Source organism: Aestuarium zhoushanense (assembly GCF_056431045.1).
Genome location: NZ_JBWKMA010000023.1, coordinates 267,016 through 282,475 on the forward strand (window position 1 = coordinate 267,016; position 15,460 = coordinate 282,475).

The following is a 15,460-nucleotide window of genomic DNA, read 5'->3' on the forward strand; positions in this document are numbered from 1 at the left end:
CTATGGCCTGTTGAACCCTGCCTGATCATTTACCTTACAAAACGGGCGGTTCAGATGGAAAATCAGAACAAGAACCTAATTCTTGCCACAGCACTTAGCTTTCTGGTTATCACAGTTTGGTTCTTCCTGTTTCCACCTGAACAACCGGCGGAAACAGCAACAGATGCAACTGTAGCAACGGAACAGACTGACGTCGCCGCTCCAGTTGCCGACGCATCGGCTGACGCTGCAGCACCCGCCGTGGCCGAAGCAGCGATGCCCGCAACGCCGCGTGTCCCCGTTGAAACCCCCGAACTGACAGGTTCTATTGCGCTTCTCGGCGGTCGCATCGATGATATCTCGTTGAAAAATTACACCGTCGCGGTCGACAGCCCTGAAATCGTTCAGCTCATGCGCCCGCAGGGTGAGAACGATGCCTACTACGCGAGCTTTGGCTGGATCGGCAATGCTGGCGTCGATGCGAATGCCGTCCCTGGCCCTGACACAATGTGGGAACTCGAAGCAGGTACCACATTGACCCCTGAGACGCCGATCACGCTGAAATGGGACAACGATGCTGGTCTGACCTTCCGCACCACCTACGCGATCGACGAAAAGTTCATGATGACCATCGACCAGACCGTCTCGAACGCGTCTGGCGACGAAGTCACCCTAACTCCTTACGGCCTCATCCGCCGCTTCACTGAACCGGATGCGCAGCGTCGCTTCTTTGTCCTACACGAAGGTCTGGTTCGCATGACTGACGGCAAGGTTGATGAGCAAACCTACAAAGACATCCGCAAAGTTGACGGCGGCGTGAGCAGCGTTGATGTCCTTCAATCAGGCTGGACTGGGTATACCGACCACTACTGGATGACGACCCTGATCCCCGATCAGAGCAAGCCGTTCACTTCGATGTCGCGCTACTTCACCACTGACGTTTACGAAGTCGACGCGATCCTCGAGTCCGAGACGCTCGCCGCTGGCGCGGAAACTTCCGTTTCGACGCGTTTCTTCGTGGGTGCAAAAGAATGGGAAACTATCCGCAACTACGAAAACAATGCGGGCGTTTCTGGCTTCATCAACTCGATCGACTGGGGCTGGTTCTTCTTCCTGACCAAGCCGATCTTCTGGCTGCTGCACAACATCAACGCTGTAATCGGCAACATGGGCTGGTCGATCATGGTCCTGACGCTCGTTCTGAAAGCGTTGGTACTGCCGCTTGCCTATAAATCCTACGTCTCGATGGCGAAGATGAAAGAGCTTCAGCCTGAGATGGAGAAGCTTAAAGAAGCAGCTGGCGATGACCGTGCTAAACTGCAGCAAGGCATGATGAAGCTCTACAAAGAGAACAAGGTTAACCCTGCATCGGGCTGTCTGCCGATGATCCTGCAGATTCCGATCTTCTTCTCGCTGTATAAGGTTATCTTCGTCACACTCGAACTGCGTCACGCTGAGTGGATCGGCTGGATCCGTGACCTCTCTGCTCCGGACCCATCTTCGATCCTGAACCTCTTTGGCCTTCTGCCTTGGGGCACTCCGGAACCGGGCAGCATGTTGTTCATTCTGTCGCTGGGCGTATTGCCCATCATTCTCGGCATCTCGATGTGGCTGCAGCAGAAACTCAATCCAGCTCCCACTGATCCGTCCCAAAAGATGATCTTTGCTTGGATGCCTTGGATTTTCATGTTCATGCTGGGATCGTTCGCTTCGGGTCTGGTTCTCTACTGGATCACCAACAATACCATCACGTTCCTGCAGCAATACGCGATCATGCGCAGCCACGGCCACCGGCCAGATGTTCTGGGCAATATCACCTCTGCGTTCAAACGTGGTAAAGCTAGCAAAGCAAAATAAACTGACAGGCTGCCTTTAGGGCGGCCTGTTCCGCCAAGAGGGTATGGTCATGCAATTAAGTTTTCCGATCGTTGAAGATCTGGACCCGACGGTCGTCGAAGCTGGTCGTATGCTGTTCCATGCTCCGATCGAGTTCCTCAAAGGTGTCGTCGCCATGGACGGCATGCCGCCTGCAGATCGGATCGAGCTTTGCTTTGCGGGTCGATCCAACGTTGGTAAATCCAGCCTGATCAACGCACTGACAGGTCGTAAAGGGCTTGCTCGTGCCTCGAACACCCCAGGTCGCACCCAAGAGATCAACTTTTTCACCGTTGGCGACGAACACTACATCGTCGACCTTCCAGGCTATGGCTTTGCCAACGCGCCTGTAGCGATCGTTGAAAAATGGCAACGGCTGCTGAAACGATACCTTGCTGGCCGCCCTACTCTGCGCCGCGTTTTTGTTCTGATCGACAGCCGCCACGGCGCCAAAGCCGTTGACGAAGAAATCATGTCGCTTCTCGATAAGGCCGCCGTGACGTTTCAGGTCGTTATGACAAAGACGGATAAGGTCCGCAAAACGCAGCTCGATCAATCGATCGAAGCCACGCGGGCCGTTTTGGCAAAGCACCCTGCCGCCTACCCTGAAATCGTATTGACGTCGTCTGACAAAGGGGACGGTATAGCCACACTTCGCGCTATTATTTATGGCATCGTTTGACCCCTATTTGGAAAGGGCCCTGCCGTGAGGAAACAAGACATGAACCGTGACTGGATCGCAACTGCCCGCACTCTGTCAGAGGCTTTGCCCTACCTTCAGCGATATTCTGGTGCGATCGTCGTGGTCAAGTTTGGCGGCAATGCTATGGGCGATCAGGATGCCATGGCTGATTTCGCACGTGATATCGTTCTTATGCGTCAGGTCGGTCTGAACCCCGTTGTCGTGCATGGCGGCGGCCCGATGATCAACGATCTGCTTGGTCGTCTTGGCATCGAATCCCAATGGGTGCGCGGCAAACGCGTAACCGACAAAGCAACTGTCGAAGTCGTTGAGATGGTTCTCACGGGCCTCGTCAACAAACGGATCGTTCAGGCGATTATGGACGAAGGCGGTCGCGCGGTTGGTCTGTCGGGCAAAGACGACGACCTGATGGTTTGTGAACCCGACGATCCAGAATTGGGGTTTGTTGGACGTCCGGTCGAAATGAACGTCCAAGTGCTGCATGACATGTTCAATGCAGGCATCATTCCAGTGATCGCGCCAGTCGCGACTGGCATGAACGACAACGAAACGTTCAACGTGAATGGTGACACAGCCGCTGGCGCCATTGCTGGCGCCCTTAAGGCCGATCGCCTGCTTTTGTTGACCGACGTATCTGGCGTGAAAAACAAAGACGGCGAAGTGATCACTCAAATGACGCCCGCTGAAGTGCGCGAAATGATTGCAGATGGCACCATTGCAGGCGGCATGATCCCAAAAACCGAAACCGCTCTCAAAGCAATTGAGGACGGTGTACGCGGGGTGGTTATCCTTGATGGTCGGGTCGCGAATGCGTGCCTGCTCGAGCTGTTCACAGAACACGGCGCTGGCTCCATGATCCGGACCACTGAACCACGTGTGAAGCCGCGCAATTCATGACAAACCTCATCGGCGACTTGGAGGGATATGGCCTGAGAATTTCAGGAATTACTCCTCCATCCGCCGATGACAATCTCCCAGACTGGGCGACGGCAGTTGTGCTGATCTCTCCACTAGAACCGGAGTTCTGGTCAGTTTTTTGCGAGTCACCAGAATGGCGCGATGGGCGAAGCGACCCCGTAGATCGTTGGTCTAAACGCGTCCTAGGCGAAGTCGCGGCCGCATATGACGGCGTCGCATATTTCCCGTTTGGTGGCGCCCCGTTCCATCCGTTTTACAGCTGGGCAATTCGTTCGGGGGCATTTTGTGCCTCCCCTGTCGCGTTCTTGGCAGACGGCACCGCAGGCTTATTCACGTCCTTTCGCGGCGCCATCGCACTTCGCGATGCACCTAAGGTCGTACTAGAGCCTCCGCCCTGTGCGACATGCCTCGCCAAACCATGCGTCACGGCTTGTCCGGCCTCAGCATTGGTGCCCGCAGGATATGATGTGGCAGCCTGTCACGGTTACCTAACGGGGACGGAAGGTGCAGACTGCCTAAACAACGGATGCGCAGTTCGACGGTCCTGCCCCATTGGGTCGTCACAACGTCCACCTGCCCAGTCTGCCTACTTCATGAGTGAGTTTCACAAATGACCCTTCGGCTTGTTCTTATTCGTCATGCCAAGTCATCTTGGGATGACTTTTCAATTGATGACCATGATCGGCATTTGAACGAACGAGGACAGCGATCGGCACCAGCCATCGGGAAATGGATCGCTGACAGAGGCGATATTCCGACGGAGGTTTTATGCTCCGACGCTAAGCGCACGAGGGAAACGCTGGACCTTATGATGGAGCAGTGGCCGACTACGCCCGCTGTGCGCTATGTGCACTCTCTCTACCTCGCGCCCGCGACGGCGATGCTAGCCGAGCTGAAAACCGCAAAGGCGCCTATCGTTGCCATGATCGGTCACAACCCAGGTATCGGAAGCTTTGCCTGTGGGCTTGTCCATGATCGCCCCGACCATCCGAAATACGCTTCATACCCGACCTGCGCGACTGCCATCATCGACTTTGATGTGGCCCAATGGTCAGATGTTACTGCTGCCTCTGGTCGCGTCGTTGCCTTTACCACTCCACGCGAGTTGCTGAACGAGTAAGGGCGGACACTAGGCCCGCCCCTTTCGAAAATTTGTCTGAACTTAGTGGCCCAAAATCTGGCTCAAGAACAGCTTTGTGCGATCCGACTGAGGATCGTTAAAGAACGCATGTGGTTCGTTTTGTTCGATGATCTGACCCTGATCCATAAAGATCACGCGGTTCGCCACAGCCTGAGCAAAGCCCATCTCGTGGGTCACGCAGAGCATGGTCATGCCTTCTTCAGCCAGCTCTATCATGGTGTCGAGAACCTCTTTGATCATCTCGGGGTCGAGAGCAGAGGTCGGTTCGTCGAACAGCATGATGCGCGGCTTCATGCACAGCGAACGCGCAATCGCCACACGCTGCTGCTGACCACCCGACAACATGCCCGGATATTTGTGAGCCTGATCGGGGATCTTCACCTTTTCGAGGTAGTGCATCGCAATATCTTCGGCCTCTTTGCGTGGGACCTTGCGGACCCAGATCGGAGCCAGCGTGCAGTTTTCTAGAATGGTCAGGTGCGGGAACAAGTTGAAGTGCTGGAAGCACATACCAACCTCAGAACGGATCTTATCGATGTTCTTGAGGTCAGAGGTCAGCTCTGTACCATCAACAATAATATCACCCGACTGGTGCTCTTCGAGGCGGTTGATGCAGCGAATGAGCGTCGATTTACCAGACCCCGACGGGCCGCAGATTACGATCCGCTCACCGCGCTGAACGGTCAAGTTAATATCACGCAACACGTGGAACTGACCGTACCACTTGTTCATGTTGTTGATCTGAATGGCGACCTCGTCAGAGATCGTCATGTGGCTGCGGTCGATTTGACGTTCGATTGCAAGTTCGGACATGGCGGTCTCCTTAGCGGTGTCCACGCTGGAGTTTTTTCTCCAGCCAGAGCGAGTAGCGGCCCATGCTGAAGCATGAGACAAAGAACAAAAGGCCGATAAAGACGAACAGTTCCCAATAGACGCCGTTCCATTCGGCGGCGGCACGGATCGAGTTCGATAGGTTGAGCGGGTCAAGTAGACCAATGATGCCAACCAGTGTGGTGTCTTTAAACAGACCGATGAAGGTGTTCACGATACCAGGTATCGAGATCTTGAGTGCCTGCGGAAGCACGATCAAACGCATCGATTTCCAGTAGTCGAGGCCAAGCGAATCCGCCGCTTCGAACTGTCCCTTCGGCAGTGCCGCAAGGCCCCCACGAATAACCTCTGCGATGTAAGCAGCGGCAAAGAGGGTCACCATGATCACAACGCGCAACACAAGGTCAAACGAGGTGCGTGGCGGCAGGAAGTAGTTCAAGAGTAGTGACGCCGTGAACAGCCAAACGATCAGCGGCACGCCGCGGATAATTTCGATGAACGCAACGGCGAACCCTTTGACGATCGTAAGATTGGCCTGACGTGCCAGCGCGAGCAAAATGCCGAGTGGCAAGGACAGCACTATACCTGCCACACCGATGATCATCGCGAGCATAAAGCCACCGAAATCACGGCTGGTCACAGGAGCTAGGCCCAGAATGCCGAGCCGTTCATAAGCGGTCTCGATGTTGGCACGCAGGTTCAGGACCGCAGTATCCGCGTCGAGATATGCACGCAGCGCGTCGACGGCTTCGGGCGATGTCCCAGCGGGCACCTGATTGACCGAAACCAGATTGTGCAGCCCGTCAGGCAGAGCTGCTTCCATCTCAGCTGCGGTCACGATGGCATTGGGCAGGTCAGCTTCCCACTGAGGCAGAGCTTCAATGTTGGCCAACAGACCGTTTGCGTCACTGATCGCTTGCTGCAGTTTGAATGCTGTAAAGCCCAGCGCCGTGTAATGACGACGCTCTACCATCAGTTCGTCCATGATCGCGTTGAATGCCGACTTTTGGTCGGACGACGGTTCAGACCCAGCCTCGCGAGCAGCAAGCATTTCAACGACCAGCACATCTTTTTCAGCGGTCAGTTCGTTGATCTTCTCCTGCACGGCGGCCTGTTCCGCTTCGATCGTATCGATTTGCGCAGGATTTGTAACAAGCGTTTCGAGTAGCTCAGCTTTCGTCCCGTCGATGCGCGACAAGGCAACGGCCTTGTGCAACGCTCCGTTGATAGATGGCATAGCAATCATCCACCAGAGCGCAGCACCCGCGATTCCGAGTGCCACAGCACCGAACGCACCCGCGAAACGGCCGCCGATTTTGAACCCTACTGCACCTACGACAAAGCCGAGGATCACAAGGATCGGAACCCAGAACGAGCCCCCCCAGAGGAGCCACGTGCCGAGGAACGGGAACAGAATCGAGAACCAGAGCAGTTGTTTCGGCAACCGAGCCGAGAACAGAATTGGCGCCAATGCGACGAACATCAGAATGAAGACAAGGATCGGGCGCCAGTAACTTTCAGCAGGGTAAAAACCAAAGAGCAGCTGAAGCCAACGGTCGCTGATGACTGCGAAACACGCGCCGCCATGGGTGGTCAGACCCTCCAAAACAGCCAGAGTTTCACGACATTCATTGAGCGATCCAGCAGTCCATACCGAATTCCAGAACCACGGAACCAGCGCGAAAAGCAACTTTACCAGAACGTAGATGGAAACGAGCGAAAGAAGCGTGTTCTTCCAGCCCGAAAACAGGTTTTCCCGCATCCATTTGACCGCACCTTGTTCCTTGAGAGGCGGTTCAGACGGTGGGATCATGGATTCGCGCACATAGCGAACGGTTTGCGCATTATCAGACATCTTAGCGCTCCTTCAGCTTAACGCGGTCATTGAACCAGTTCATCCCTGTCGAAATCGCGAGACTGAGCAGGAGATAGAACAAACCAACTAGAAGAATACCTTCAAGCTCACGCCCTGTTTGGTTCACGGTAATACCGCCCAAAGTGGAACGGACATCCATGTAACCAATGGCGATCGCGAGCGAAGAGTTCTTTGTCAGGTTCAAGAATTGAGAGATTAGCGGTGGAATGATCACGCGCAGAGCCTGCGGCAGGATCACCAAACGCATCGTGCGGTTCGGACGAAGTCCCAGTGCAAACGCCGCTTCGGTTTGGCCTTTGGACACGGCGTTGATACCGCCACGCACGATCTCTGCGATAAATGCACCTGTGTAGAGTGACAGAGCCAACCACAGCGCCAGCAAAGAGTTCCGCAGGTGCGTACCACCCGCGAAGTTAAAGCCCGACAATTCTGGTTTGCCCAGATAAAAACCAAGACCCCAGAGGAGGGCAGCGATTGGGGCAACGATAATCAGCAGATTAACCCACCACGTCGTTGGACGAACACCTGTCGCATTCTGAATATCCGCAGCGCGGGTATTTACCAGTTTAACAACAAGAAGGCTCGCCACCAGAGTAAGCAAAATAACGATCAAGTCGATGCTCACATTGAAATACAGGTCCGCAAAAATGCCACCTGGTTTGATTTCAACATCGCCCAGACCGTTAGCAAATAGGGGTTCAGGGATATAAGCACCACGGTTCGTGATCGCCACATTGTCGGCGAGTGCCATGCTCGCGACCGGATTTTCACCACGGAAATCTTTGGGCGACGGCGTGGATTCTGTCATCACCGCAAAGATCGCGATGATCCAAAGCAGCAGCGGAACGTTGCGGAAGCCTTCGACGTAGACAGCAGCCAGACGCGACACGATCCAGTTCTTCGACAGCCGCAGGACACCGAAAATAACGCCGAGGATCGTCGCGAGGACGCAGCCAAGGCCAGCGACCAACAACGTATTCAGAATGCCGACCAGAGCCGCACGTCCGTGCGTCGCGTTAGAATCGTAAGCAATCAGACGTTGGTTGATGTCGTATCCCGACCGGTTCCCAAGGAACTCGAGCGTGAAATCTTTGCCCAATGCGGTCAGGTTTGCGACGGTATTGCGCGCAAGCCACCACAGGGCCGCGACGATCAGCACAGTCGCGATCACCTGAATGGTAATCGAACGATAGCGCGTATCGTAAATAAGCTGACTTAGCCGAAAGCCTTGCTTCGGCGTATCCGTGAGCGTGGTCATAAAAGTCTCCCCGGCTCCCGACGCGACAGGAGGTCACCGGTTATCCGGTTGTTGGCAATGTCGCGGGGGGCACTTCAAGTATGAAAAGGGCGCAGATTGACTGCGCCCTTTCCGGTAGATCAACTTAACGGAACGGCGGTGCGTAGATCAGGCCGCCTTCGGTCCACTGTGCGTTCAGACCACGTGCGAGGCCGATCGGAGTGTTCACACCGATGTTCTTTTCGAACAGTTCGCCGTAGTTGCCGCCAGCAGCAATCGCGCGAACAGCCCACTGAGCGTCCAGACCGATCATCGCGCCAAGGTCACCTTCGGTGCCGAGCAGGCGGTTGATTTCTGGGTTGGTGGTCGCAGCAGCGGCCAGCTCTTCAACGTTCGCAGAGGTCACGCCGAGTTCTTCGGCAGCGATCAGAGCGTTGAGGGTCCACATTGCGATATCACCCCATTCGTTGTCGCCGTGGCGAACAACTGGGCCGAGCGGCTCTTTGGAGATGATTTCCGGAAGGATCACGTGATCGCCCGGAGCTTCGAAGGTTGCGCGAGTTGCAGCAAGGCCCGAAGCGTCAGTGGTGTAAACGTCACAAGCGCCAGCAAGGTACTGCTGCTGTGCTTCCGCGTTGGTTTCGATCGGGATCGGCTCGTAGCTGATGTTGTTGGCGCGGAAGAAGTCGGCCAAGTTCAGCTCTGTGGTGGTACCAGTTTGGATACAAACGGTTGCACCGTCGAGGTCTTTTGCCGAAGTCACGCCGAGCGATTTCGGTACCATGAAGCCTTGACCGTCGTAGTAGTTCACGCCGATGAAGTCGAGCTTCAGGTCGGTGTCGCGCGAGAAGGTCCAGGTGGTGTTACGTGCCAGAATGTCGATCTCGCCCGAAGCCAGCGCGGTAAAACGCACTTGGGTGGTGAGCGGAACGAATTCAACAGCGGTCGAGTCGCCCAATACAGCAGCAGCAACAGCGCGGCATACAGCAACGTCAAAACCTTCCCAAACGCCATTTGCGTCGGGCTGCGAGAAGCCGGTCAGGCCGGACGACACGCCACAGTTCAGTTTACCACGGGCTTTGACATCATCGAGCGTGGATGCCGATGCGCTTGCAGCGGTCAAACCAGCGACGGCCAGAGCGCCGAGCATAATGGATTTCTTCATTTCTACCTCTTCCTGAGTTCCCGATACTTACGATCGGGGTTTTCGCTTTGATAGCGTATGGCGCGGCAGGGGTACCACCACGAAGCCTTAGATTGGTCTCAAACTATCTATTTGGTCAAGGGGGACCAGACGGGAATATTCCCTTGATCTTGGGTCAACTGGCCGCAAATTTGATCTTAGGCAGGAAAAAAGCCTGCGGATTTCAGCTTCGCAACATTTGATAGATCCGCGCGGCCATTAAAAACTCGCCTTGCTTGTGGTTCGCTAACACTGTGGCCTCATCATCTGGGCCCCATTGTTCTTCTTGCCACAATTCATCGACTCGCGACTTCAACCAAGCGTCTTGTGCAGTCAAATGTCCCTCTGTTACGGCGAATGCCAGCACGAGCGACCCGCTAATTCCCACCAGATCGTGAAATGCCGCGATTTCAAAAGGGCTTAGCGCTCCAACATGGTCACGCAGAACACGCAAGTTCTCGTCAGATTGGTTCACGGGCATCACACCGAATCCACAGACCAAGCGGGTGCCAAAACGCCCCTCCGCCCAATCAAGAATCGGGTCCCATTCATCAGATTGACGCTTTGTTAATTCAACTGGGCTATCTGCCCGATAACAGAGCAAGTCGCTGCCGCCGTAGGCAGAAAGCATATCGGCCACTTCATCAAACTGGACCGAAACCTTATCCAAAGCAGCATTGGCAGACCGCGTGATCGGCATAGATTCGGGCTTCACTTCCTCGGTCTGAGCATCCCACTCGGCGGCGATGGCTTCCGCCATGGACTTGGTGGGAACAACCATGAGCGCCTTGGCGGGCGTTCTGACAGGGCGTCCATCCAACTCTACACGGTAGCCGCCCTCTACTTCGCTGATAGTTGCTTCTTTCCAGAACCGTTTTGCTTTCCAACCGCTCATGATCGGGCCTCCAGTAGTTCATTAATCGCTACGGGGAGTTCGGCAAAAGCACCGACAATCCGATCCGCGCTTAGTGTTTCGACGGCGTGATAGCCCCAAGATACTCCAATCGCAGCAACACCAGCAGCTTTGGCCATATCCATGTCGTAGGTGGTATCCCCAACCATAACAGTTCTAGACCGCGCAACGCCTGCCTCATCGACCGCCGTAAAAATCATCGAAGGGTGAGGTTTCGACGGATGGAAATCAGCGACCTGCCGCGAGACAAAATAGCCCTCTAGCCCATGCGCCTCAATCAAAGCGTCCAACCCGCGCTTTGATTTTCCTGTAGCAACGGCGAGCAGCGTCCAAGGGTCAGCACGCAACTGGTCAAGCACCTCACGCGCACCCGAGAAAAACGGGCTAGACGCAGCGGCACCCTCCGCACTTCGAAAGGTAAAGAAGGCGTCCTTGTAGGTTTGCACAATGCGCTGCGCTTCGTTGTCTGAGGCCGTTGGCGCGAGCAAAGCTACAGCGCGATCAAGTGATAACCCTACAATTCCCTTGATCGCATCACGCGAAGGCGACGGGAGGCCCACGCCATCAAAGGCAGCTTCCATCGAACAAACAATCAGTCCCTGACTATCGACCAACGTTCCATCGACATCAAAAATAACGAGGCGCAGTTCACTCATCTTCCGTCACAAAAGGATCGATAGGCGGATAGTTCACATCCCACCCAAAGAAGTCCCAAGTTTCCTGCATATGCGGCGGAAGCGGGGCTTGAAGGGTGATGATCTCTTTGGTGATCGGATGCTCGAACGAGATCATACGCGCATGGAGGTGCAGTCTTTTACTCAACTCGCCACCAACACCAGCGCCCCAACCATCGCCAAGGTTTTCAGTCGACGAACCGCCGTATTTACCGTCGCCGATAATCGGGTGACCAAGTTCTGCAATGTGCGCACGGAGCTGGTGCGTGCGGCCAGTGATTGGCGTCATCGCGACCCATGCAATCCGCGACCCTGCGAGGTCGATGGTGAAAAAGTCGGTATGGGCCCGTTTCGCGCCCTCATGCTCATCCAATTTAGCAGGGTGAACACAAACCATCTTTTCGCCTTCGCCGCCGCGGCCACGACCCGGCGCTTTCATCAGGCCGTATTTGATCGAACCAGCACGCGGCGACGGAACGCCAGCGACCGCTGCCCAGTAGATCTTGCGAACATTGCGGTGACGCAGAGCCTCAGACAACCGACGGGCAACGCGATCAGTGCGGGCCAGAAGCAAGAGGCCAGATGTATCTTTGTCCAGACGATGCACCAGCTTTGGCTTGTCTTTGTAGCCGAACATCAAAGCCTCGGCCAAAGCATCAACGTGACGGTCGCCCTGCCCCGATCCACCCTGCGACGGCAGACCCGAGGGTTTATTCAGCGCAATGATATGTTCATCTTTCCAGACCACGCAGGACTGGATCATCTCAACGTCAGATCGCGTAATTTTGCGATCAAACTTGGGCGCAGGCTTCACAGCCTCTTCGCCCATCGGCGGGATACGGACGGTTTGCCCGGCCTCAATGCGCGAATTCGACTTCACACGACCGCCATCCACCCGCAGTTCGCCCTTGCGACACATCTTTTCGATGCGGCCTTGGGTCAGGTGGGGGTAAAGCTTGCGAAGCCAGCGGTCGATCCGCTGATCGCCATCGTCTTCGCTGATTGTGATGTTTTGCACGCCGCTCATTGTAGCACCATTCGGCCAAAGGCCATTCCTGCGACCAGTGCCGCAATTCCGACGATCACCGTGCCGAGGACATAGGCACCAGCCAGCACGATTTCACCGCGATTATAAAGTGTCACAGCATCCAGCGAATAGGCCGAAAACGTTGTGAAACCACCCAAGACACCTGTCATCAAAAACGGCGCGAATTTGTTGCCGCCCTTCTCTGCTAGGACAACAACCAAAAGTCCCATTAGGAACGACCCAAAGACGTTCACCACGACCGTACCAAAGGGAAACCCAGGCCCGATCAAGCGCATGACGCCCACGTTGGTCAGATAACGTAGCGCTGCGCCTATAGCACCGCCCGCCGCGACAAAGAGAGTATTCCAGATCATCCGCGCTCCTTGGCTGTTCAGCAGCAAAGAGTCAATTCTGACGTCCCTGCCGCTTGGCCCTTAGGCCTGCGAAATAGTCTGCCCGTTTCTTTAGGTCTCGTTCAAACCCGCGATCAACGGGTTTGTAGAACGTTGGGCGTTGCATGGTCTCTGGAAAGTAGTTTTGCCCTGAAAACCCGTCCTCGGCATCATGGTCATAGGCATAGCCTGCGCCATACCCATGCTCTTTCATCATCTTTGTCGGGGCGTTGAGTATATGTTTGGGCGGCGGCTCGCTTCCCGATTTTCGCGCGGCATCTCTGGATGCCTTATAGGCCACATATCCTGCGTTGGTTTTCGGCGCGAGCGCGAGGTAGATGACCGCCTGCGCCAAAGCCAATTCGCCCTCGGGGCTTCCGAGCCGCTCATACGTCTCCCACGCATGCAGGCAAATCGTTTGAGCATTAGGGTCAGCCAGCGCGATGTCCTCAACAGCCATGCGCAAAATTCGACGTGCCAAATACCGTGGGTCTTCGCCGCCCTCTAACATGCGCGAATACCAGTAGAGCGCAGCATCAGGATCTGAACCGCGCACGGACTTATGCAGTGCCGAAATCAGGTTGTAATGCTCTTCACCAGACTTATCGTATTTCGCCGCCCGTCGCATCAGACGGGTCGTAAGCTGGTCGACACCCAAAGGCGTGGTAATTTTCCACGCGAGAACCTGTTCGATCAGGTTCAGCAATGCACGCCCGTCCCCGTCGGCCATGTCCAAGAGCGCCGTGCGCGCGGCAGGTTCGAGCAACAGCGTTTTACCCGCCTCGTCCTCTGCCCGCGCTGCCATTTTCTCAAGCTCCTCGGTCGACAAGCGATTGAGCACCAAGACCTGCGCACGGCTCAGAATAGCAGCGTTTAGTTCGAACGATGGGTTCTCGGTCGTCGCCCCAACGAGCACGATTGTGCCGTCCTCCATATGGGGCAAAAAGCTGTCCTGCTGGGCTTTGTTAAAGCGATGAATCTCGTCCACGAACAAAAGAGTGCCGCGCCCATTTGCGCGACGCAGTTTTGCCGCCTCGAACACCTTTCGAAGGTCGGGGACGCCCGTAAAAATCGCGCTGATCTGTTCAAAATGAAGTTCGGTTTCACGAGCAAGCAATCGCGCAATCGTCGTCTTACCAACACCCGGTGGACCCCAGAGGATCAAGGACGACAACGACCCCGACGCGAGCATAACACCCAATGGGCCATCGGGGCCGAGAACCTGCTCCTGCCCGATCACCTCGGCCAACGTCTGCGGCCGCAGCCGATCCGCTAGGGGACGGGATGCGCTAGATGTCTGAGGTGCAGGTGTTTCGAAAAGATCGGACATGGGCGCAATCTACGCCCGCGTCCGATCTTTGGCAAAGGGTCAGTGAAGTTTGTCCCCAAGATCAAACCAGACGGCCTGATAGTCCACGCCCCCCATATCCATCACCCGTCCTGCTGGTGAGATATCAAGCGCAGCCCGTTTGGACCAACGCGTCCAATTGGCGGGCAGTAAAGCAATCATCCGACGGGCGTTCAGTTCCCGACCAGCCGTTACAATCTGGCCTGTCAGTAACAGCCGCACGCGGAGACGGATGTTGTTGGGGATATCGTGGCCAATGAAGCCTCGTGTCACCTCCCAAATGCCCTCATCAATCGGGGCGCCCTCATACAAAAGGTCCTGCGGTATGGTTTCCAGAAGGCCTCTCTGTGCGTCGCGGATCATGTAACTGTAAACGCCACACCGCGCCGTCGTGGGTGTCATACGGGCCCCTGCCAACACGCGGCCCGTTGCATCATGCACGGCAACCCAACGTGATTGTGGCGTGTCGTATTGATCGTATTCCATACCCATCGTCTCGGGCAGGTCCCATGATCGTTTGACGATGAAAGAATCCCGCCGTGCCCGCAGGATATTCGCGAAAAGTTCGCCGTGATTGTGCATATTGGCGAACGAAAGAACGGTGCTCAGCATCAGTGCCTCCAGCGAGGGTTAAGGGTCACACAACCCTGCATCCGCATCCCGAAAAGGACGTCAGAGCAGCCTGTAATCCCTCGCTTTCTGGATGGCCTCTACCGTCGTGCGGGCCTGAAGGCTCGAACGGGCGGCGGTCAACCGCGCTTTAAATGCGCTTTGAGGAATTCCGAGTTTTGCAGCAGCCGCAGCATAACGATCCCCCTCGGCAATCCGCCGCAGGGCTTCTGTTTGGGCGTCCGTTAAGGACTCGGGGGGCTGATAAATGGTATGAAGCGCGTTGATTACATCGGCAAAAGACGCAATCTCTGTATCCGTAAACTCGCGATCTGGCCGCGAGGCCGTCGCTATGGTCCGTGAGTTGAGCGGTCCGAAAGACACTGCGATCCCAAAATTCATCCCAAATTCCTGCGCCTGTCCAAGAATGTCGAACGGGTCCGGAATATCAATTTCGCTCCAGCGGCAAGTGCCCACCCGATCAAGCCCCCACGCAATGATCGGATCACGGAGCGCGTAAGCCTCCCTAATGTAGTGATCAACCCATAGGCTCGGGTAAGTTTGATGAGTGAACAAAGGCAGCGTGTGCCGAATGTGCAGTCCGAAAAAGAAACCATTCGGCGCGATTTGATCGAGCCTCTCTAAATGTGTTCCGATTCCATATACCTGAGCCATACCGCGATATTTTCAACCTAAGGTTTATAGGTCAACCTATAATTGTATCGCAAATATTCACTACCCAGAAATGGCGAAA

14 protein-coding genes and 1 pseudogene are annotated in these 15,460 nt (G+C 55.5%); 4 read left to right on the forward strand and 11 right to left on the reverse strand.

Translation table 11 applies throughout. The features are described 5' to 3' along the window. The first annotated feature begins 54 nt into the window (after positions 1–54). The 4 genes from yidC to AC07ED_RS12925 all read left to right on the forward strand — a co-directional run bounded on the left by yidC (position 55) and on the right by AC07ED_RS12925 (position 4,595). Positions 55–1,836: a membrane protein insertase YidC gene (gene yidC / locus AC07ED_RS12910; RefSeq protein ID WP_105234141.1), complete on the forward strand. Its 1,782-nt coding sequence runs from the start codon at positions 55–57 to the stop codon at positions 1,834–1,836. A 49-nt stretch (positions 1,837–1,885) separates the two neighbouring features. Continuing rightward, positions 1,886–2,536 (forward strand): ribosome biogenesis GTP-binding protein YihA/YsxC, encoded by a 651-nt coding sequence (gene yihA / locus AC07ED_RS12915; RefSeq protein WP_067550438.1) that lies wholly within the window; start codon positions 1,886–1,888, stop codon positions 2,534–2,536. A gap of 39 nt (positions 2,537–2,575) precedes the next feature. Beyond that, positions 2,576–3,454: an acetylglutamate kinase gene (argB, locus tag AC07ED_RS12920; protein ID WP_105234140.1), complete on the forward strand. Its 879-nt coding sequence runs from the start codon at positions 2,576–2,578 to the stop codon at positions 3,452–3,454. A 631-nt stretch (positions 3,455–4,085) separates the two neighbouring features. After that, a complete protein-coding gene (locus AC07ED_RS12925; RefSeq protein WP_105234139.1) occupies positions 4,086–4,595 on the forward strand; it encodes a SixA phosphatase family protein in 510 nt (169 codons plus the stop codon). Between the two features lie 42 nt (positions 4,596–4,637). On the opposite strand, the gene AC07ED_RS12930 is transcribed toward AC07ED_RS12925, so the two are convergent. From AC07ED_RS12930 to AC07ED_RS12980, 11 genes and pseudogenes are all read right to left on the reverse strand, one after another. After that, the gene (locus AC07ED_RS12930; protein WP_067550446.1) at positions 4,638–5,429 is read right to left on the reverse strand and encodes an amino acid ABC transporter ATP-binding protein; all 792 of its coding nucleotides are present in this window, start codon (positions 5,427–5,429) and stop codon (positions 4,638–4,640) included. A 10-nt stretch (positions 5,430–5,439) separates the two neighbouring features. After that, positions 5,440–6,102 (reverse strand): annotated as a pseudogene (locus AC07ED_RS12935) (amino acid ABC transporter permease); the annotation flags it as partial. Between the two features lie 1,201 nt (positions 6,103–7,303). Further along, positions 7,304–8,581: an amino acid ABC transporter permease gene (locus tag AC07ED_RS12940; protein WP_105234137.1), complete on the reverse strand. Its 1,278-nt coding sequence runs from the start codon at positions 8,579–8,581 to the stop codon at positions 7,304–7,306. 124 nt (positions 8,582–8,705) lie between these two features. Next, positions 8,706–9,725 carry an amino acid ABC transporter substrate-binding protein gene (locus tag AC07ED_RS12945; protein WP_105234136.1) on the reverse strand — a complete coding sequence of 340 codons (1,020 nt, stop codon included), beginning with the start codon at positions 9,723–9,725 and terminating at the stop codon, positions 8,706–8,708. Positions 9,726–9,927: 202 nt separating this feature from the next. Then, positions 9,928–10,638 (reverse strand): ATP12 family chaperone protein, encoded by a 711-nt coding sequence (locus AC07ED_RS12950; protein WP_105234135.1) that lies wholly within the window; start codon positions 10,636–10,638, stop codon positions 9,928–9,930. Further along, the gene (locus AC07ED_RS12955) at positions 10,635–11,312 is read right to left on the reverse strand and encodes an HAD-IA family hydrolase (RefSeq protein ID WP_105234134.1); all 678 of its coding nucleotides are present in this window, start codon (positions 11,310–11,312) and stop codon (positions 10,635–10,637) included. Before AC07ED_RS12955 ends, AC07ED_RS12950 begins: the two co-directional genes overlap by 4 nt. Beyond that, the gene (locus tag AC07ED_RS12960) at positions 11,305–12,357 is read right to left on the reverse strand and encodes an RluA family pseudouridine synthase (protein ID WP_067550457.1); all 1,053 of its coding nucleotides are present in this window, start codon (positions 12,355–12,357) and stop codon (positions 11,305–11,307) included. The genes AC07ED_RS12955 and AC07ED_RS12960 overlap by 8 nt, the downstream gene beginning before the upstream one ends. After that, entirely contained in the window at positions 12,354–12,731 is a 378-nt protein-coding gene (gene crcB, locus AC07ED_RS12965) for a fluoride efflux transporter CrcB (protein ID WP_105234133.1), read from the reverse strand. Before crcB ends, AC07ED_RS12960 begins: the two co-directional genes overlap by 4 nt. A 31-nt stretch (positions 12,732–12,762) precedes the next feature. Further along, a complete protein-coding gene (locus AC07ED_RS12970; protein WP_105234132.1) occupies positions 12,763–14,079 on the reverse strand; it encodes a replication-associated recombination protein A in 1,317 nt (438 codons plus the stop codon). 39 nt (positions 14,080–14,118) lie between these two features. Continuing rightward, positions 14,119–14,709, reverse strand: a complete 591-nt coding sequence (locus tag AC07ED_RS12975) for an acyl-homoserine-lactone synthase (RefSeq protein WP_105234131.1) — start codon at positions 14,707–14,709, stop codon at positions 14,119–14,121. A 60-nt stretch (positions 14,710–14,769) separates the two neighbouring features. Then, on the reverse strand, positions 14,770–15,381 hold the full coding sequence (locus AC07ED_RS12980) for a helix-turn-helix transcriptional regulator (RefSeq protein WP_105234130.1): 612 nt from the start codon (positions 15,379–15,381) through the stop codon (positions 14,770–14,772). Between the last annotated feature and the right edge of the window lie 79 nt (positions 15,382–15,460).

What these genes read in the sequence shown, in the direction of transcription:
- yidC (WP_105234141.1), top strand. Translation starts at nt 55, where the DNA reads ATGGAAAATCAGAACAAGAACCTAATTCTTGCCACAGCACTTAGCTTT.
- yihA (WP_067550438.1), top strand. Translation starts at nt 1,886, where the DNA reads ATGCAATTAAGTTTTCCGATCGTTGAAGATCTGGACCCGACGGTCGTC.
- argB (WP_105234140.1), top strand. Translation starts at nt 2,576, where the DNA reads ATGAACCGTGACTGGATCGCAACTGCCCGCACTCTGTCAGAGGCTTTG.
- AC07ED_RS12925 (WP_105234139.1), top strand. Translation starts at nt 4,086, where the DNA reads ATGACCCTTCGGCTTGTTCTTATTCGTCATGCCAAGTCATCTTGGGAT.
- AC07ED_RS12930 (WP_067550446.1), bottom strand. Translation starts at nt 5,429, where the DNA reads ATGTCCGAACTTGCAATCGAACGTCAAATCGACCGCAGCCACATGACG.
- AC07ED_RS12940 (WP_105234137.1), bottom strand. Translation starts at nt 8,581, where the DNA reads ATGACCACGCTCACGGATACGCCGAAGCAAGGCTTTCGGCTAAGTCAG.
- AC07ED_RS12945 (WP_105234136.1), bottom strand. Translation starts at nt 9,725, where the DNA reads ATGAAGAAATCCATTATGCTCGGCGCTCTGGCCGTCGCTGGTTTGACC.
- AC07ED_RS12950 (WP_105234135.1), bottom strand. Translation starts at nt 10,638, where the DNA reads ATGAGCGGTTGGAAAGCAAAACGGTTCTGGAAAGAAGCAACTATCAGC.
- AC07ED_RS12955 (WP_105234134.1), bottom strand. Translation starts at nt 11,312, where the DNA reads ATGAGTGAACTGCGCCTCGTTATTTTTGATGTCGATGGAACGTTGGTC.
- AC07ED_RS12960 (WP_067550457.1), bottom strand. Translation starts at nt 12,357, where the DNA reads ATGAGCGGCGTGCAAAACATCACAATCAGCGAAGACGATGGCGATCAG.
- crcB (WP_105234133.1), bottom strand. Translation starts at nt 12,731, where the DNA reads ATGATCTGGAATACTCTCTTTGTCGCGGCGGGCGGTGCTATAGGCGCA.
- AC07ED_RS12970 (WP_105234132.1), bottom strand. Translation starts at nt 14,079, where the DNA reads ATGTCCGATCTTTTCGAAACACCTGCACCTCAGACATCTAGCGCATCC.
- AC07ED_RS12975 (WP_105234131.1), bottom strand. Translation starts at nt 14,709, where the DNA reads ATGCTGAGCACCGTTCTTTCGTTCGCCAATATGCACAATCACGGCGAA.
- AC07ED_RS12980 (WP_105234130.1), bottom strand. Translation starts at nt 15,381, where the DNA reads ATGGCTCAGGTATATGGAATCGGAACACATTTAGAGAGGCTCGATCAA.